Origin of the sequence: Azospirillum picis (genome assembly GCF_017876115.1) — a bacterium.
GTDB lineage: Bacteria > Pseudomonadota > Alphaproteobacteria > Azospirillales > Azospirillaceae > Azospirillum > Azospirillum picis.
In genome coordinates, this window is record NZ_JAGINO010000010.1 from 177930 (window position 1) to 195026 (window position 17097).

15 protein-coding genes are annotated in these 17097 nt (G+C 70.9%); 5 read left to right on the forward strand and 10 right to left on the reverse strand.

Features of this window, described 5'->3' with window-relative positions; translation table 11 throughout:
• Positions 1-79 precede the first annotated feature (79 nt).
• Both J2850_RS15730 and cobT read left to right on the forward strand, forming a co-directional pair.
• Positions 80-463 carry a GxxExxY protein gene (locus J2850_RS15730; RefSeq protein ID WP_209983258.1) on the forward strand — a complete coding sequence of 128 codons (384 nt, stop codon included), beginning with the start codon at positions 80-82 and terminating at the stop codon, positions 461-463.
• 82 nt (positions 464-545) lie between these two features.
• Positions 546-2417 carry a cobaltochelatase subunit CobT gene (gene cobT / locus J2850_RS15735; RefSeq protein WP_209983259.1) on the forward strand — a complete coding sequence of 624 codons (1872 nt, stop codon included), beginning with the start codon at positions 546-548 and terminating at the stop codon, positions 2415-2417.
• Positions 2418-2508: 91 nt separating this feature from the next.
• Here cobT and J2850_RS15740 read toward each other — a convergent pair whose 3' ends face one another.
• Together J2850_RS15740 and J2850_RS15745 are read right to left on the reverse strand one after the other, a co-directional pair.
• Positions 2509-4533 carry an adenylate/guanylate cyclase domain-containing protein gene (locus J2850_RS15740; RefSeq protein ID WP_246513110.1) on the reverse strand — a complete coding sequence of 675 codons (2025 nt, stop codon included), beginning with the start codon at positions 4531-4533 and terminating at the stop codon, positions 2509-2511.
• A 243-nt stretch (positions 4534-4776) separates the two neighbouring features.
• Positions 4777-6264 carry a M48 family metalloprotease gene (locus tag J2850_RS15745; RefSeq protein ID WP_209983261.1) on the reverse strand — a complete coding sequence of 496 codons (1488 nt, stop codon included), beginning with the start codon at positions 6262-6264 and terminating at the stop codon, positions 4777-4779.
• 95 nt (positions 6265-6359) lie between these two features.
• On the opposite strand from J2850_RS15745, the gene J2850_RS15750 reads away from it, so the two are divergent.
• Positions 6360-7253, forward strand: a complete 894-nt coding sequence (locus J2850_RS15750; RefSeq protein ID WP_209983263.1) for a thermonuclease family protein — start codon at positions 6360-6362, stop codon at positions 7251-7253.
• Positions 7250-8122, forward strand: a complete 873-nt coding sequence (locus J2850_RS15755) for a c-type cytochrome (RefSeq protein WP_209983265.1) — start codon at positions 7250-7252, stop codon at positions 8120-8122. The genes J2850_RS15750 and J2850_RS15755 overlap by 4 nt, the downstream gene beginning before the upstream one ends.
• A 22-nt stretch (positions 8123-8144) precedes the next feature.
• Here the strand turns inward: J2850_RS15755 and ptsP are convergent, their stop codons facing one another.
• The 8 genes from ptsP to J2850_RS15795 form a co-directional block, all read right to left on the reverse strand.
• Positions 8145-9932 carry a phosphoenolpyruvate--protein phosphotransferase gene (ptsP, locus tag J2850_RS15760; RefSeq protein WP_209983267.1) on the reverse strand — a complete coding sequence of 596 codons (1788 nt, stop codon included), beginning with the start codon at positions 9930-9932 and terminating at the stop codon, positions 8145-8147.
• A gap of 67 nt (positions 9933-9999) precedes the next feature.
• Positions 10000-10320 carry an HPr family phosphocarrier protein gene (locus J2850_RS15765; protein WP_209983269.1) on the reverse strand — a complete coding sequence of 107 codons (321 nt, stop codon included), beginning with the start codon at positions 10318-10320 and terminating at the stop codon, positions 10000-10002.
• Positions 10321-10330: 10 nt separating this feature from the next.
• Positions 10331-10729, reverse strand: a complete 399-nt coding sequence (locus tag J2850_RS15770) for a PTS sugar transporter subunit IIA (RefSeq protein ID WP_209983271.1) — start codon at positions 10727-10729, stop codon at positions 10331-10333.
• A 122-nt stretch (positions 10730-10851) separates the two neighbouring features.
• Positions 10852-11814 (reverse strand): RNase adapter RapZ, encoded by a 963-nt coding sequence (gene rapZ, locus J2850_RS15775; RefSeq protein ID WP_209983272.1) that lies wholly within the window; start codon positions 11812-11814, stop codon positions 10852-10854.
• Positions 11811-12269 carry an HPr kinase/phosphorylase gene (locus tag J2850_RS15780; RefSeq protein ID WP_209983275.1) on the reverse strand — a complete coding sequence of 153 codons (459 nt, stop codon included), beginning with the start codon at positions 12267-12269 and terminating at the stop codon, positions 11811-11813. Before J2850_RS15780 ends, rapZ begins: the two co-directional genes overlap by 4 nt.
• Before the next feature lie 223 nt (positions 12270-12492).
• Entirely contained in the window at positions 12493-12894 is a 402-nt protein-coding gene (locus J2850_RS15785) for a hypothetical protein (RefSeq protein WP_209983277.1), read from the reverse strand.
• A gap of 191 nt (positions 12895-13085) precedes the next feature.
• On the reverse strand, positions 13086-14885 hold the full coding sequence (locus tag J2850_RS15790; protein WP_209983342.1) for a stimulus-sensing domain-containing protein: 1800 nt from the start codon (positions 14883-14885) through the stop codon (positions 13086-13088).
• 1 nt (position 14886) lies between these two features.
• Positions 14887-15582: a response regulator transcription factor gene (locus J2850_RS15795; protein WP_209983279.1), complete on the reverse strand. Its 696-nt coding sequence runs from the start codon at positions 15580-15582 to the stop codon at positions 14887-14889.
• A 232-nt stretch (positions 15583-15814) separates the two neighbouring features.
• Here J2850_RS15795 and J2850_RS15800 point away from each other — a divergent pair, with 232 nt between their 5' ends.
• Positions 15815-16837 carry a HugZ family pyridoxamine 5'-phosphate oxidase gene (locus tag J2850_RS15800; protein WP_209983281.1) on the forward strand — a complete coding sequence of 341 codons (1023 nt, stop codon included), beginning with the start codon at positions 15815-15817 and terminating at the stop codon, positions 16835-16837.
• Positions 16838-17097 lie beyond the last annotated feature (260 nt).

A 17097-nucleotide genomic window follows, 5' to 3' on the forward strand; every position in this document is an offset into this window, starting at 1 on the left:
GTCCTGTCCTTCGGTGATGTCAGGGCGCGGCATAAAAGGACTCACACGGATTTCACGGATTAAAACACGGATTTTACGGATGAGGGTGAGCCTGGGTGCCGATCTCGACCGCTTGACCGAGCGTGTGATCGGTGCCGCCTTCGCGGTTCATACCGCGTTGGGACACGGGTTTGCAGAGCAGGTCTATAAGAAGGCACTGCTTCGTGAGTTGTCCGATGCCGGCTTGGCGGCGGCGACCGAAGTGCCTTTCAGGGTGCTTTACAAAGGCGATGCGGTCGGCAGCTATTTTGCCGACCTCGTCGTCGAGCGACGGGTAATCGTGGAACTGAAGAGCTGTGAAACGCTTATTCAAGCCCACAGCCGCCGAGCTCTGAATTGTCTGCGCGTCAGCGGACCACCGGCTGGGCTCCTGTTCAACTTCGCCGGACCTGGCCTGACGGTCAAACGGGTACTGACGCATTAGAAAATCCGTGTCTAAATCCGTGAAATCCGTGTCAGTCTTGCCCAACGCGCCTTAACTTTCCCAAGAACAAAGACGCCCAGCGATGACCACCCAGAACGACACCCCCGTCGAGGCCTTCAAGCGGTCCACCACCGCCACGGTGCGCGCCATGTCCAGGCGGGCGGAGGTGCAGGTCGGCTTCTCGTCGGATCCGCCGGGGCTCTCCGGCCAGCGGGTGCGGGTGCCGCTGCCGGCGCGCGACCTCAATCCCGTCGAGGTCGCCAAGCTGCGCGGCGCGGCCGACGCGGTGGCGCTGCGCCTGCGCCACCACGACGCCGCGCTCCATGCCCACCGCATGCCGCTCGGCGACACCGCGCGCCAAGCCTTCGACGCGCTGGAGCAGGCGCGCTGCGAGGCGCTGGGCAGCCGCCACATGGCCGGCGTCGCCCACAATCTGGAAGCGGCGCTGGAAGACCGCTACACCCGGCAGGGCTTCGACCGGCTGGAGGACCGCGGCCAGGTGCCGCTGTCGGAAGCCCTCCGGCTGATGGCGCGCGAGGCGATGACCGGCGCCGCGCCGCCGCCGGCCGCCGCCCACGCGGTCGAGCTGTGGCGCCCCTGGGTCGAGGAGCGGCTGGGCAAGGACATGCGCGGGCTGGCCGGTTTCGCCGACGACCAGGACGCCTACGCCAAGGCGGTGCGCCGGCTGCTGGCCGACCTCGACATGGAGGTCGGCCAGGAGGCCGACCAGGAAGAGGAGGAGGACCAGCAGACCCAGTCCTCCGAGGACGAGGATTCGTCCCAGAACGGCCAGACCCGCGGCCAGGACGAGGACCAGTCGGACTCCGAGCCCATGGCGTCGTCGGAGATGCAGGACTCCTCGGAGGCCGGCGAGGCGGCCGAGGAGGGGGCCGGCGAGGAAGGCGACATGGAGATGGGCGAGGGCGAAGGGGCGGAGGAGCCCGCCGGCCCCGGCCAGCCCTGGCGCAACGACGCCAGCCGCCGCAACGAGCCCGATCCGAACGCCTACAAGGCCTTCACCACGCAGTTCGACGAGGTGGTGGATGCGGCCGACCTGTGCGACCCGGCGGAACTTGAGCGGCTGCGCCACCTGCTCGACCAGCAGCTCCAGCACCTGCAGGGTGTGATCTCCAAGCTGGCCAACCGGCTGCAGCGCCGGCTGATGGCCAAGCAGCAGCGCTCCTGGAGCTTCGACCTGGAAGAGGGGATCCTCGACGCGGCGAGGCTGGCGCGCGTCGTCGCCAACCCGGTTCTGCCGCTGTCCTTCAAGAAGGAGAAGGAAACCGATTTCCGGGACACGGTGGTGTCGCTGCTGATCGACAATTCCGGCTCCATGCGCGGCCGTCCGATCTCCATCGCCGCGATGAGCGCCGACATCCTGGCGCGCACGCTGGAACGCTGCGCGGTGAAGGTCGAGGTGCTGGGCTTCACCACCCGCGCCTGGAAGGGCGGGCAAGCCCGCGAGTCCTGGGTCGCCGCCGGGAAGCCGGCGCATCCCGGCCGGCTGAACGACCTGCGCCACATCGTCTACAAGGCCGCCGACATGCCGTGGCGCCGCGCCCGCAAGAATCTCGGGCTGATGCTGCGCGAGGGCATCCTGAAGGAGAACATCGACGGCGAGGCGCTGCAGTGGGCGCACAACCGGCTGCTCGGCCGCTCGGAACAGCGCCGCATCCTGATGGTGATCTCCGACGGCGCGCCGGTCGATGACTCGACGCTGTCGGTCAATGCCGGCAACTACCTGGAGCGTCATCTGCGGCAGGTGATCGAGCAGATCGAGACCCGGTCGCCGGTGGAACTGGTGGCGATCGGCATCGGGCACGACGTCACCCGCTACTACCGGCGCGCGGTCACCATCGTCGATGCCGAGCAGCTCGGCGGCACCATGATGAACAAGCTGGCCGAGCTGTTCGACGAGGACGACCGCCGCGGCGGCCGCCGCGGATGGCGATGAGGTAAGGATACGGGCGAGGGTGTCTGAAGCCTTGTCAGTGACTTAGCGGAAAATCACCTCTGACGCCTGCCGGTATCCTTACCGGCAGGCGTCATATCGTCGTTGATCCGGCGCCGGTGGCGGCTTCCGCCGCAGTTCCGGCGGCAGCGCTTCCCGCGGCGGGGCGGCCTGCAACCCCCCCGGCCGCCTCGGGCGGCGTCATCGTGACGGGAAGCGTCGGCTTTACCGCCGGAGCGGCGGCGGCCTTCGCCGCGTCCTTGCGTTCGTCCTCCGGAACCAGGCGCCACAGCTCGGTGGTGCCGGTGCGGCCGCGCAGCGACCGGCCGCCCTGCCGCACCATCGGGGCGGCGTCCTTGCCCCTGGTCGCCGTGACGCCGCTGGTCAGCACGATCACCTCGGCGTCGCCCTGGAGCGCCGCCGACAGCTCCTCGATGCGGGCGGCGACATTCACCGTGTCGCCGACGATGGTGTAGTTCATCCGGCTGTCGGAGCCGATGTTGCCGACCACGACGGGACCGCTGTGCAGCCCGATGCCGACGCGGATCGGCGCCCGCCCCTCGGCGACGCGGCGGCGGTTGTCGGCGCGGATGGCGTGGTGGATGGCATGGGCGGCGCGCAGCCCGCGGGTGGCATGGTCCTCCTGCGCCTCTGGTGCTCCCCAGAAGGCCATCAGGGAATCGCCGATGAACTTGTCCACGGTGCCGCCCTCCGCCTCGATGCAGGCGGCGAGCAGGGTGAAATGCTCGTTCAGCAGGGTGGCGGTGTCGGCTGCCGCCATATGCTCGGCCATGCGGGAGAAGCCGCGGATGTCGGTGAACATCACCGTGACCTCGCGCTGCACCGAGGCGATGCCGCCCTCCATGTTGCGCTGGCGCATCAGCCGCAGCACCAGCGCTTTCGGCACATAGGTCTCGAACCAGCGCAGGCCGGCGACCATCGCGTTGAAGGCGCTGGCGGCGCGCGCCATCTCGCGCAGCCGCGAGTCCGGCAGGTCGGCGATGGCGCGGAACTCGAAGGCGCGGACGCGGTCGGCCGCCTCGGCGAGCCGTGCCACCTGCCGGCTGATCCGCCGGCCGACCAGCAGCGCCACCCCGACCGACACCAGCAGGATGGCGAAGCCCACGGCGCCGGTGATGTAGAGCCGCCGGATCTCGTTGCCCATCTCGCCGTCGCGGTAGCCGATGCCGATGGTCCAGTCCTGCTGCCCGTAGCCCGACATCTTGCGCGTCAGGAAGGTGTAGTCGCTGCCCAGCACCCGCACGCTGCGCCCCTCGACCCGCTTCTTCAGCGACTGCGCCGGCACGCCGCTGGTCCACAGCGAGGCGAGCGCCGGGTCGTCCACCTGGTCGATCCGCGGCAGCGGCGGCCCGTCATGCTTGTTGGAGAAGTCGAAGCTGCGGCCGACCAGCGCCGGGTGGGCAAGCACGTGGTCGCGGTCGTAGAGGACGAAGGCGTTCAGCCCCTGCTCGACATACAGCACCGACAGGAAGCGCGAGAGGTCGCCCAGCGACACCCCGACCGCCACCTGGCCCAGATAGCGGCCATCCCGCCGCACCGGCTGGTACAGGGTGACGAAGCTGTTCTGTGCCTCCTTCAGCCATCGCGGGTCGGCCCAGGCGGCGGCGCTGCGGTTGGGGCCGTCCAGCATCTCCGGCGGGATGTCGCCCTCGCCCTGCATGTCGACGGCGCCGGAGACCAGTTCGCCGTTGAGGCGGCCGGCGCGCACGCCGGTCAGGTCGGGCCGGACGAAGATGAGGCCGGTGACGTCCGGCGCCCCGGCCAGCGCGCCGCGCAGCGTATCGGTCATGGCGGCGGTGTCGTCGGTGCGCAGGTCGCCGCGCTCGATCAGGCCGGCGACGAAGCGCGCCATCTCGCGCGCCGGGTCGAGCTGGTGGCGCACCCGCACCTCGACGCCGGCCAGCGCCAGGTCCGCCTTGTCGTTCAGCAGGGCGAAGGTGTTGGTGCTGGCACTGACCAGCCCCAGGATCAGCACGCTGGCCACCGCCGCCAGCATCAGCGACCCGAAGCCGGCGACCAGAACCGCGGCGATCGGCAGCCGCAGGCGCCGGCGTCCGGCCAGCCTGGACGCGAGCCTGACCGCGGCCCATCCGCCCATCCGCCCGCCGGTTCTAGCACCGCTCCTTCCGCCTGCCTTCCCGCCCGTCCTCGCATCCTCCCTCGCGCCCGCGCCCGGCGTGGCCGGCGGTGCGGAGGGGGACGGCGGCAGGGGCGCTGGCGGGGTGTCGGGCATGGGCGGCAGCCTACCCCGCGCACCCGGCGCGGAGCAACCCGCCGGGGCCATCCTTACGCGGATTTCACAAGGCCAGGACCACGCTGGGCGGCCGCGCGCCGCCCGCCTTCAACCGCCCACGATCAGCTTGACCCGCCGGCCCGGTTCCAAAGGATTGCCCGGCGGGATATTGTTGATGATCCGGAACAATTCCTCGGCATACGTCTCCTGCGGCATGCGGCGGACGAAGCCCTCGACGGTGTCGCCGGGCCGTACCGTCACGAGCTGGACCCGGCGGGGCTGGTAGCGTCCGGCCTCCTGTGCCGTCAGGCGATGGAAGCTCATTGCCGCGGACTTGAAATCGGCATCGTAACGAGCGAGCGTCCCGGCGGGGGCCAGGAAGGTGAAGCGGTAGATGCGTCCGTCCGGCATGCGGATCGCCGCCAGGCGTACGTCCGCGCTGCCGCCGTTCGCCTCGCCACGGGTGGTGGCGGTCGCCGCCGGCATGCCGTCGATGGTGACGCGTTCGAGGTTCGACAGGGCGGCACCCTTGCCCCAGACCCCGGTCAGGAACGCGGCCGGATCGGTCTGGCCGGCCGCCGAGCCGCCGTCGAAGGCCATCGCGACGCCGTTCGGTCCCTTGGCGACCACCTGGTCCGCACCGTTCAGCAACGCGTATCCCTGCGGCACGGTGAAGGCGATGCCGAGCTGCGGATGGGCGAAGCTGCGGCCGCGGACATAGCCGTTTTCCGGGCTGTCGCCATAGATCATGCCGTCGACCGCGGCCAGGTAGGGATCGCGCGGCCGGGCGCCGCCGGGCGGCAGGCTGCGGGCGAGGTCGGCGGCGACGCGCACGCGTTCCTCGGTGGCCGGGTGGCTGGCCAGGAAGTCGAAGCCTTCCGAACCCGACCCGGAACCGCCGGCACGCAGGCCCTCGTACTGGCCGTCGCGCCGCAGCGTCTCCAGGAAGGTCGCCATGGCGAAGGGATCGTAGCCGGCACGCTCCAGCGTCGCCACGCCCAGCCGGTCGGCTTCCAGCTCCTGCTCGCGCGAATAGCTGGCGACCAGCGCGGTGCCGCCCAACCCGGCGATCTGCGCCAGGGCGTCGCTGCCGAACACCGCGCCGACCCCGGCGGCGACCAGCCCGGCAATGGTCTCGCGGGTCATGCGCTGGGCGGAATGGTGGGCGGTGACGTGGCCGATCTCATGCGCGAGGACGCCGGCGACCTCGGCCTCGTCCTGCGCCAGCGCCAGGAGGCCGCGGGTGATGTAGACGTAGCCGCCGGGCAGGGCGAAGGCGTTGACGACATCGCTGTCCAGCACGGTGAAGGTCCAGGGCTCGTTCGCCAGATCGGTGGTGGCGGCCAGACGGCGGCCGAGCTGGCCGACATAGGCGGTCAGCCGCGGATTCTTCACCTCCCCGCCGAACTGGGCCAGGATCTTCGGATGCTCCTGCGCCCCCAGTGCCGCATCGCCGCCGCCGAACAGCGTCCCGTCCAGCAGCCCGGCCATGGCGGGGGCGGGGACGGCGAGGACGGGGGTCGCGGCGAGCCACAGCGCGGCCAACGCGCCGGCGGCCTTGCGGAACGGCTTGCGGATGGGATCGGAGGTCGGCATATCGGACAGAACCCCGCCCGGCGGCGGATGTTCCGCAACCTTGGCAGTTTCCGATGCGCCCCGCCCGTTTCCCGTACCCGCGCGTGCCGGACCTTATGCCGGCCTTGGTCCTGCTGGCCGGGCTTCTGCTGGCGGGCGCCGTCCGGGCGGATGCCCTGCGGGTGACCGCTGTGCTCGACGGCGACACGCTGGAACTGGAGGACGGCCGGCAGGTCCGCCTCGCCGGCATCGAGGCGGCGAAGCCGCCGCGCGGCGCCGACCCGCGCGACGGGCGGGTCTGGCCACTGGCCGAGGCCGCCAGGGCGATGCTGGCCCAGTTGGCGCTCGGCCGCCCGGTCGTCGTCCATGGTCCGGCGCCGACGGACCGCCATGGCCGGCTGCTCGCCCATCTGGTGCGCGACGACGGGTTGTGGCTGCAGTCGGCGCTGGTCGCCCGCGGGCTCGCCCGCGTCCATACCCGTCCCGACGCCAGCGCCTACGCCGCCGAGTTGCTGGCGGAAGAGACGGCGGCACGGGACGCCGGCCGCGGGCTGTGGCGGAGCCGGGTCTATGCGCTGCGCGATGCCGGCGACCCGGCTGGCCTTGCCCGCGACCGCGACAGCTTCCAGGTCGTCGAAGGGGTAGTGCTGCGCGTGTCGAAGGGCCGCGGCGAGAGCTATCTCGACTTCGGCGAGGACTGGCGCAGCGACGTCACCGTCCATATCGGCCGGGCGGCGATGCGGGACCTCGTCCGGGCCGGCATCGACCCGCTGTCCTACGAAGGGCGGCGCGTGCGCGTGCGGGGCTGGATCCTGCTGCGCAACGGCCCCATGATCGAGATCACCCATCCCGCCCAGATCGAGCGGCTGGAGCGCGAGCCGCCGCCCGCCGCCGGTCCTTCCCCGTGGCCCGGCCCCGCCGCCGGCCCCGCTGCCGACGCCGACGGCGAGGACGCCGATCCCGGGGATGAGCTTCGGGACGGGGACGCAACCGAGGATCCGGACGGATGAGACTGCGCCCGACCACGCCCCTCCTCGCCGCCATCGCGCTGCTGCCGGTCCTGGTCGTGTTGGCCCTGCTGTCACCGGCGGCGACGCAGCCCGCGGTGGCCGGAGGCCCCGAACTGACCATCGTCGCCGCCGGGGCGGAGCGCCGCTTCGACCGCGACGCGCTGCTGGCGCGACCGGACGCGGTGACCGTCGACATCCCCGCCGACGTCTCCTACGGCGGGCCGATGCGCTACCGCGCGGTGCCGCTGGCGAGCCTCCTCGGCGTCGGGGAGTTCGCGCCCGGCAGCGTGCTGGAGGGGGTGGCGTCCGACGGCTTCACCGCCCAGCTTCCGCCGGACCTCTGCCTGCGCACCGGCCCGGACGGTGCGGTCGCCTTCCTGGCGGTGGAGCCGCCGGACCGGCCCTGGCCGGCGCTGCCGGGCAAGCAGGTGTCGGCCGGGCCCTTCTACCTGGTGTGGGTGAGGCCCGAGGCGTCGGGCGTGCGCAGCGAGCAGTGGCCCTACCAGCTCACCCGCATCGTCAGTTCCGACGATCCGCTGACGCGCTGGCCGCAGCTCGCGGTGGACGCCGGACTGGCCGCGGAGTCGCCGGCCCGCGCCGGGCAGGCGGTCTTCATCACCCAATGCATGGCCTGCCACACGCTGAACGGCGCCGGCAGCGCCACGATGGGTCCCGACCTGAACCGGCCGATGAACCCGACGGACTATCTGACCCCCGACGGCCTGAAGCGGCTGGTCCGTGACCCGCGCGCCGTCCGCACCTGGCCCGGCCAGCAGATGCCGGGGTTCGATCCCTCGATGCTGAGCGACGCCGACCTGGAGCGGGTCATCGCCTATCTCGGCCACATGGCCGGACGGAAGCAGCCGTGAGGCTGCGGTCCGCCCGGCGCCGTCAGGCGATTGCGTTGAAATCGTCCAGCAGGGTGGCGATCCGGCCGCTGTCGCTCTGGTCCATGATGACGCGCGCCCGGCGGCTGGCCTCCATCAGGTCCATGGAGCGGATGCGCTTCTTCACCGCCGGGACCGCCGGCGGCGCCATCGACAGCTCCCGCACGCCCAGCCCCAGCAGCAGCGCCGAGTAGCGCGGATCCCCGGCGATCTCGCCGCAGACCGACACGCTGATGCGGGCGCGCAGCGCCGCCTCGATGGTGAACTGGATCAGGCGCAGAACCGCCGGGTGCAGCGGGTCGTAGAGGGTGGCGACCTGCTCGTCGGCGCGGTCGATGGCCAGCGTGTACTGGGTCAGGTCGTTGGTGCCGATGGCGAAGAAGTCGGCGGCATAGGCCAGCGCGTCGGCCGACAGCGCGGCCCCCGGCACCTCGACCATCACGCCCACCGGCGGCAGCGGGTCGGCGATGGTGACGCCGCGGCGCCGCAGGCGGCGGGCGACGGTGCCCATCATCTCGCGCACCTTCTGCACTTCGGCGACCGAGGCGATCATCGGCAGCAGGATGCGCAGAGGCCCGTGGGCGCCGGCGCGCAGCATGGCGGCGAGCTGGGTTTCCAGCAGCTTCGGCTCGCGCAGGCCGAGCCGGATGGCGCGCAGCCCGAGGGCCGGGTTGGACGGCTCGCCGTAGCGGCCGGCCATCCAGCCGGCCAGCTTCTCTCCGCCCAGGTCCATGGTCCGGGCGGTGACGGTGCGCCCGCCCATGCCGTCGATCATGGTGCGCAGCACGGCGTACTGCTCGTCCTCGTCGGGAAGCTGGTCGCGGTTCATGAACATGAACTCGGTCCGCAGCAGGCCGATGCCCTGGGCGCCGTTCTCCAGCGCGTGCTCCAGGTCGCGCGGCAGCTCCAGGTTGGCCATCAGCGTCACGGCTGTGCCGTCGCGGGTGACGGCGGGCAGCTTGCGCAGGCTCTTCAGTCCCTGCCGCTCGCGTTCGCGCGCGGCGCGGCGGGCGGTGTAGTCGGCCAGCACCTCGGCCGGCGGGTCGATCAGGACGCGGCCCTGCAGGCCGTCGACGATCACCGTCACGCCGTTGCGCACGCCGGCCAGCAGGCCGGGGGCGCCGAGGACCGCCGGCAGGCCGAGCGACCGGGCGAGGATGGCGGTGTGCCCCTCCGCACCGCCGAGCACGGCGGCGAAACCGCCGATGATCGAGGGATCGAGCAGCGCGGTGTCGGCGGGGGTCAGCTCCTCCGCCAGGATGATGCTGCCGGGTGGCAGCGTGCTGAAGGCCCGGTATTCCTGCTTCATCAGGTTGCGGGTCAGCCGCCGCCCGACCTCGCGGATGTCGTCGATGCGGCCGGCGAGATAGGCGTCGTCCATCCCGGCGAAGGTGGCGGCGATGGCGGCGATCTCCGCCTGGATGGCGGCCTCGGCGTTGACGCGGTCCTTCTTGATGCGCTGCTCGACCCCTCGGGTGAGGCGAGAGTTGGTGACCATAGACAGATGGGCGTCGAGCAGGAAGCCGATCTCCTCCGACGCCGAATCGGGCAGGACCAGCGCCTTGCCCTTCAGCTTCTTGATCTGGCGCCGCGCCTTGGCGGCGGCCTCGTTGAAGCGGGCGACCTCGGTCTCGACGGCGCCGGGATCGATGGCGTATTCCGGGATGGCGACGGCACCGCTCTCCACCACATGGGCCGGGCCGATGGCGATGCCGGGCGACACCCCCAGCCCGCGCAGGCTCCGCGGCGCGCCACCGGCCTCGCTGCCGGAACCGGAAGCCGGCCCCGTCATCGGCCCTGGCATCGGTTGGGCGGCCGGCTTCGGTCCCGGCACAGGGTCGGGAGCGGTGGGGGGAATCTCACTCTTCATCGAACTTGCGGTTGATCAGGTCCAGCAGGGCGGCCATCGCCTCGTCGGCTTGGGCGCCGGCGGCGCGCAGTTCCACCGTGGTCCCGGGACCGGCGGCCAGCATCATCAGCCCCATGATCGACTCGCCCGACACCACGGATTCGCCGCGGCGCACGCTGATCTCGGCATCGAAGGTGGCGACCAGCTTGACGAACTTGGCCGAGGCGCGGGCATGCAGGCCGCGCTGGTTGGTGATGGTGGCGGTGCGGCGCAGCTCGCCATCGGCGACGGCTGCATCGTCCTTGGGGGCCGTATCCTCGGGATGGCTCATCGCGGCGGGTTCAATCCGACAGGAGGGTGGAGGCGACGTTGATGTATTTCTGCCCGGCGTCGCGGGCGGCGATCACCGACTTCTCCAGCGGCTCGGTCTTGCGCACGCTGGCCAGCTTGATCAGCATCGGCAGGTTGACGCCGGCGATCACCTCGACCTTCGCCTTGTCCATGATCGAGATGGCCAGGTTGGACGGGGTGCCGCCGAACATGTCGGTCAGCACCACCACCCCCGATCCGTCGTCGACCTCCGCCACCGAGTTCAGGATGTCCTGGCGGCGCTGTTCCATGTCGTCGTCCGGGCCGATGCACACGGCGCGCACCTGCTGCTGCTCGCCCACCACATGGAACAGTGCGGCGATGAACTCCTCGGCCAGTCGTCCGTGGGTGACAAGAACCATACCGATCATGGGACATCCTTCAAGGTTGAGTCCTCCCCGGAGACCTGCACCGGGGTCGGCGGCTTGCCACGCCGGCCCTCGCCGCTTCTGGATCGTTGGTTGGACGTATGGTCGTCAATGCGCAATTTGCATCATCCCGGGGTGCCGGCCGGCTGGCCCGCCGGGGTGCCGGCCGCGCCGCCGGTCCGCAGTCCCTGCCGGTCCAGCTCGCGGTGGCTGATGTTCACCCGCAGCCCCTGCTGCTTCAGCCAGGCCGCCAGCCGTTCGGCGATGAAGACCGAGCGGTGCTTGCCGCCGGTGCAGCCGATGGCGATGGTCAGGTAGCTCTTGCCTTCCTGGTTGTAGCGCGGCAACAGCGGGCGCAGCAGGCCCGTCAGGTTGCGGAAGAAGTCCGGGAAGTCGGGATCGCTCTCCACCCGCGCGGCGACGGCCGGGTTCAGGCCGGTCAGCGGCCGAAGCTCGGGATCGTAGTGCGGGTTGGTCAGGAAGCGCACGTCGAAGACTAGGTCGGCTTCGCGCGGCAGGCCCTGGCGGAAGGAGAAGGACGTCACGAACACCTGCAAGGCGGCTTGCGCATCGCGCTGGAAATGCCCGGACAGGATGCGCCGCAAATCGTGAATGGACAGTTGCGTCGTGTCGATGGTGACGTCCGCGTCCTCCTTCAGCGGGAACAGGAGGGCGCGTTCGCGCTGGATGCCGTCGGGCACCGTGCGGTCCTCGGCAAGCGGGTGACGCCGCCGGGTCTCGGTGAAGCGGCGCTGCAGGACCTCGTCGCCGCAATCGAGGAAGACCAGCCGGACGTCCAAATCGTCGCGGCGGCGCAACTCCTCCAGCTCGTCCAGGAAGTTCTGCGCGGAAAAGTCGCGGGTGCGGCTGTCGATCACCAGCGCCAGCGGCCGGCGCTTGGGATCGGCCTGCTGGATCAGGGCGGGCACCAGCGACAGGCGCAAGTTGTCGACCGCCTCGTATCCCAGATCCTCCAGCGCCTTGAGCGCCACCGACATGCCGGCCCCGGACAGCCCGGTGACCAGCACGACGCGCCCGCGGGCGCCGGCCGCGGAACCGGCGGGATCGGACGGCACGGCAGAATTCATGATACGGCCGACAGGCTGGCGGGGACCCGGTCCAGCCGCCCGTCGCGCAGGCGTGCGGCGGCCAGGCGGATCTTGGCAGGCGTCGAGGCGTCGAAGGCGCACAGGCCCAGGCGGGGAAGGGCGATGCCCAGAAGCATGTCCACCTCCGCCTCGGGAAGCCGCTCGACGGCGTCCCGCGGCACCAGATCCACGACGAGGCCGACGGCGGCCGACGGGGCGGCGGGCACCGGCAGGATGCCGACGCCCCGCACCTCCAGCAGGCCGGCGAGCGCCGGCGGCGCGGAGGCGGTCAGGCGGCCGGCGTCGGCACGCAGCACAACCCGGTCGTCCGCGACCAGCCGGGCGCCATTGTCGATCAGTCGCAAGGCCAAATCGGATTTTCCGCGTCCGGCTTCTCCCCGCAGCAGCACGCCGGTGTCGGAGAGCAAGACGCAGGTGCCGTGAATCGTCACCATAGTTTGCCGAAGGTGAGACGTGCGACCGTTCCTGTCAATGGAAACGGAACGGTGGGCCGGCGGGACAGGCGGGGAAACCTGACCGGGCTCCCCCATCCGCTTTCAACCGATCTTTCGATGCGGAATGTCCCACCCGACTACCGGCGGCATACCCGCCGCCGGCCTTCGGGCGCGGCCACCAGCCGGCGCTGTCATTGCCCGGTGCTGTCATTGCGCGATGCTGTCACTGGCCGGCGCCGTCCGTGGGGCGGCGGATCGCCTCCAGTTCCAGGGCCAGGGCGTCGCGGCGGCGGATCATCTCGTCCAGATCCCCCAGTTCCGCCGCCGCCTGGCAGGCATCGCGGAAATCCTTCTCGCGCTTCAGGCGCAGCATCAGGACCTTGTAGGTGGCGGCAAGGCTCGCGAGATGGCGCTGGGCGCCCTGAAGCGCCTCCGCCATCTGGCCGCGCTCGCGGGCGGAGTCCCGCATCATCCGGGCCAGTTCGCCCTGTTGCCGGCCGGCATCGCGGATCATCCGGGCCAGCCGGTAGCGGCGCAAGTCGACGACCGCTCCGCCACCACCATCCGCACGCCGGGCGGAGCCGGGGAGCCGCGTGGAGGAGAAAGGTGGCGACGACTCGGTCATGGCAACCTCGAATCGTTGTGCACCGCCGATGAAGCCCGCAGAGCGCTTACCCGGCCGGAGGATGACAACCTGCCGATGGTGGTCCGGACCGCGGATCACCGGATGGGCGAGGCTTCTCGAAGGATGATCGAGGCAAGCGCGGGCGTTGTCCACCGTATACTTACAATGAAGGACGGATTTCGCAGGCGGCTTCACAGCAACGGCAGCGTCACCACGAAGTCCGCTCCGTCGATCCGGCCGTCGGCGGCGGCGCGATTTCGCGCGTATACATAACCATTGTGGGCATCAACAATCTGCTTTGCGATGGAAAGCCCGAGGCCGGAATGGGTGCCGAACTTCTCGCCGGGCGGGCGCTCCGTATAGAAGCGGTCGAAGATCGCGTTTTCCTTGCCGGCGGGGATGCCGGGGCCGTTGTCGGAGACGACCACCGTGACGCCGGAGCCGCTCCGCCTCGCCGTCACCCTTACCACGCCCCCGGGTGGCGAGAAGGACAGCGCGTTGTCGATCAGGTTCCGGAACACCTGGGTCAGCCGCCCCTCCAGGCCGGGCACCACCAGCCGCTCGCCCGCCGGCACCTCCACGACGAGGCGCGGGGCGTCCGGTGCGCCCGCGGTCCCGCCGTCGGCGGGGTCCGTTCCCCCCGTCTCAGCCGCCGTCTTGGCCGCCGCCTCGACCACCGCCGTCTCGCCTGCCACCGCCTGGCGCAGGTCGGCCAGTATGGCCAGCAGCATGCCGATGTCGACCGGCTCCGCTTCGGCGCGGGACAGCTCGGCGTCCAGCCGCGAGGCGTTGGAGATGTCGCTGATCAGGCGGTCGAGGCGCTGGACGTCGTCGGCGATGATCGCCATCAGCCGGTCGCGGTGCCGCGGGTCGCTGACGCGGCCGGCGGTCTCCACCGCGCTGCGCAGCGAGGTCAGCGGGTTCTTGATCTCGTGGGCGACGTCGGCGGCGAAGCGCTCGATGGCGTCCATGCGGGTCCACAGCGCGTCGGTCATCTCGCGCAGAACGCCCGACAGCTCGCCGATCTCGTCGCCGCGGGCGGTGAGGTCGGGGATTTGGGCGTGGCGGCCATGGCTGGTGCGCAGCCGGTCGGCGGCCTGCGCCAGCCTGCGGATCGGCCGGGCGATGGTGCCGGCCAGATAGAAGGACAGGGCGATCGTCACCAGCAGGGCGACGGCGAACACCCGCAGGATGTCGAAGCGGACGGAGCGTATGGCCTGGTCGATCTCGCCGCCGCTGCGGCTCAGCAGCACCGCCCCCAGCACCTCGCGGTAGCGCTGCACCGGCACCGCCACCGTCAGCAGCAGCTCCGGGGTGTCGCTCTTGCCGCCGGCGTCGTCGACGCGCCAGACGGTGGCGGACGTCTCGCCGTTCAGCGCGCGCTCGACGTCGGGATTGGACTGTCCCGGCTCCTCGCGGTAGACCGGCAGCCCCTCGCGGCTCGGCACAACGTCGATCAGCCGGGTGTAGAGGTCGTTGATCGCGCGGGACACGGGATCCCCGGAGGGCGGGGTCGGCAGCTCGCGGATCTCGATGCGTCCCTGCGATCCGACCAGCACGCGGCTGTCGGACAGCATGCGGGCGTCGATGTCGTAGAGCCGGGTGCGGGTCGCGGTCGCCTCCGCCAGGCGGCGGATCATCGGGCGGGCCAGCTCGGGAGCCAGCTCGAACCGCTCGCCCCCCTCCTCGCCGCTGCCGGGGGCGCCACTGCCGGGGGCGCCGCTGCCGGGGGCGCCGCCGGCGGGGGTGGAGGGCGGGGTCAGGATGCGGTTCACGGCACCCTCCCCGAGCGCCGAGGCGAAGATGCGGGCCTCCGTTGCCAGCGCCTCGGTCTCGGCCTGGATCAGCCGGTCCTGGTAGCGGCCGAGATAGAGCAGCCCGGCCAGCAGCAGCGCCAGCGCCAGGACGTTCACCGCCAGGACGCGCAGCGTCAGCGGCGACACCCCGCGCCGGCGGCGGCCGCTGCGCCCGCCTGCGGTCTTGATGTCCACGCTATTCCTTGTACCGGTAGCCGACGCCGTAGAGCGTTTCGATCTGGGTGAAGTCGGGATCGATTGCCTTGAACTTCTTGCGCAGCCGCTTGATGTGGCTGTCGATGGTGCGGTCGTCGACATAGACATGCTCGCCATAGGCCGCGTCCATCAACTGGTCGCGGTTCTTCACATGGCCCGGCCGCTGCGCCAGGGCCTTGACCAGCAGGAACTCGGTCACCGTCAGGTCGATGGGCTGGCCCTTCCAGCCGCAGGAGTGGCGGGCGCCGTCCAGCGTCAGGGGGCCGCGGGTGATCATCTGCCCGGGATCGGTCTCCTCGACGTCGCCGCGCAGCGCCTCGCGCCGCAGCAGCGCCCGGATGCGCTCGATCAGCAGCCGTTGCGAGAAGGGCTTCTTGATGTAGTCGTCCGCTCCCATGCGCAGGCCCATCAGCTCGTCCAGCTCGTCGTCCTTGCTGGTCAGGAAGATGACCGGCATCCGGCTGGTCTGGCGCAGGCGCTGCAGCAGTTCCATGCCGTCCATGCGCGGCATCTTGATGTCGAGGACGGCCAGATCGGGCGGGCGCTGGGTCAGCCCGCGCAGCGCCTCGGCGCCGTCGGTGTAGGTGCGGACGTCGAAGCCCTCGGCTTCCAGCGCAATGGAGACCGAGGCCAGGATGTTGCGGTCGTCATCCACCAGGGCGACGGTGTGGGGCATGGTCGATCCGGGATCCTAATTGGGCAAGTCGGCAAGTCTGTGGGTTACTGGCGCGGCGCGGGGAATGTTAGCGGAAACATGGGCATAGGCCGAGTGGTCATCCCAATACTTTATGCCAGAGTCCAGGTGCCAGCGGCAGTTTTCGCTTTTCCCACAGCATTTGTATGGGCCAATATGGCGTCAATGCGGCGCCGAACAACGGTGCCGCGCGGGAGAACGCACTCGTTTTGGAATGAGTTTTTCGAACGACCTTCCCGTGCGTCCCGCCCCGTCCGAAGCGGCTTCGGAGGGGACGGGAGGCGCGCCGCCGTCCGGTGCTGCGGCGGGCCGGACAGCTCCCGGGACGGCCACTGTCCCCGGGGCATCGCTATCCGCGCCCCCGGCCTCCACCCCCACGACTGCCGATACCCCGGCTGCCGACACCCCGGCTGGCCGGGCGCGGCGGCTGATGCGCGCCTGCGACCGCGCCACCTTCGCAACCCTGCAGAGAGGGGATGCGCGGGAGGGTGACGCGCGGGGCGCGGAGGAAGCCGGCGCCGGTTGCGCGGGCTGGCCCTACCCCTCGCTGGTGCTGGTGGCGCTCGACCATGACGGCAGTCCCCTGCTGCTGCTGTCCGGGCTGGCCGACCATACGCGCAACCTGCTGGCCGACAACCGCGTCGGGCTGCTGTTCGACGGCACCGCCGGGCTGGCGCAGCCGCTGACCGGTGCCCGGCTGTCGCTGCTTGGGCGGGTGGAACGGTCGGACGACCCCGCCTGCCGCGCCCGCTACCTGCGCCGCCATCCCGACGCCGCCCTCTATGCCGGTTTCGGCGACTTCGCCCTCTACCGCGTGGCGGTGGAGCGGGCGCATCTCGTCGCCGGTTTCGGCCGCATCCACTGGCTGACCGCCGCCGAACTGGGTTTTCCTCCGCCCGCCCCGGCGCTGGCGGCCGGCGAGCAGGACCTGCTCGACCGCCTGAATGCCGAGGGCTACGGCGCCCGGCTGGCCGCCGCCGGTGATGGCAAAGACGGGAAGGGCGGCGGGAACGGCGAGGGCTGGTCCCTGACCGGTCTTGACCCGGAGGGATGCGATCTCCGACGCGGGGGGTACGTCGCCCGCGTCGATTTTGGCCGGAGAATCCAGGACCCCGAATCGGCTAGACTGGAGCTGGACAAGCTGGTCCGGCCGCAGGGCGGGCCGGGATCCTCCGGTCCGGAGACACTGAATTCACACTCGCCGGCGCCGGGCAAATCCCGGGAGGGGGAGATGTGAGGGAGCACGCCGCTGACAGGAGAAATCCATCGTCCGGACGACGGAGGGTGAACACGCCCACCGGAAAACAAGAAAACAAGGCAACGCTCGCGGAAAGAGCGAAGCGAAACCAATAACAATAAAAATCGAGAGAAGAACTGCCGACCGTCAGCCTGAACGACCAGCCGAGAGGTCGCCTCGACACCTACGGACGCCGCACCAAAAACAAGAACGCGGCGTGCGTCCAGCGCAACCAGGAGAACACTTCAGTGGACCATAAC

Coding starts and splice junctions, on each gene's coding strand:
- rapZ (WP_209983272.1), bottom strand. CDS start 11,814: ATGAATTCTGCCGTGCCGTCCGATCCCGCCGGTTCCGCGGCCGGCGCC.
- J2850_RS15785 (WP_209983277.1), bottom strand. CDS start 12,894: ATGACCGAGTCGTCGCCACCTTTCTCCTCCACGCGGCTCCCCGGCTCC.
- ptsP (WP_209983267.1), bottom strand. CDS start 9,932: ATGACGGGGCCGGCTTCCGGTTCCGGCAGCGAGGCCGGTGGCGCGCCG.
- J2850_RS15730 (WP_209983258.1), top strand. CDS start 80: ATGAGGGTGAGCCTGGGTGCCGATCTCGACCGCTTGACCGAGCGTGTG.
- J2850_RS15780 (WP_209983275.1), bottom strand. CDS start 12,269: ATGGTGACGATTCACGGCACCTGCGTCTTGCTCTCCGACACCGGCGTG.
- J2850_RS15800 (WP_209983281.1), top strand. CDS start 15,815: ATGAGTTTTTCGAACGACCTTCCCGTGCGTCCCGCCCCGTCCGAAGCG.
- J2850_RS15755 (WP_209983265.1), top strand. CDS start 7,250: ATGAGACTGCGCCCGACCACGCCCCTCCTCGCCGCCATCGCGCTGCTG.
- J2850_RS15765 (WP_209983269.1), bottom strand. CDS start 10,320: ATGAGCCATCCCGAGGATACGGCCCCCAAGGACGATGCAGCCGTCGCC.
- J2850_RS15750 (WP_209983263.1), top strand. CDS start 6,360: ATGCCGGCCTTGGTCCTGCTGGCCGGGCTTCTGCTGGCGGGCGCCGTC.
- J2850_RS15745 (WP_209983261.1), bottom strand. CDS start 6,264: ATGCCGACCTCCGATCCCATCCGCAAGCCGTTCCGCAAGGCCGCCGGC.
- J2850_RS15740 (WP_246513110.1), bottom strand. CDS start 4,533: ATGGGCGGATGGGCCGCGGTCAGGCTCGCGTCCAGGCTGGCCGGACGC.
- J2850_RS15770 (WP_209983271.1), bottom strand. CDS start 10,729: ATGATCGGTATGGTTCTTGTCACCCACGGACGACTGGCCGAGGAGTTC.
- cobT (WP_209983259.1), top strand. CDS start 546: ATGACCACCCAGAACGACACCCCCGTCGAGGCCTTCAAGCGGTCCACC.
- J2850_RS15795 (WP_209983279.1), bottom strand. CDS start 15,582: ATGCCCCACACCGTCGCCCTGGTGGATGACGACCGCAACATCCTGGCC.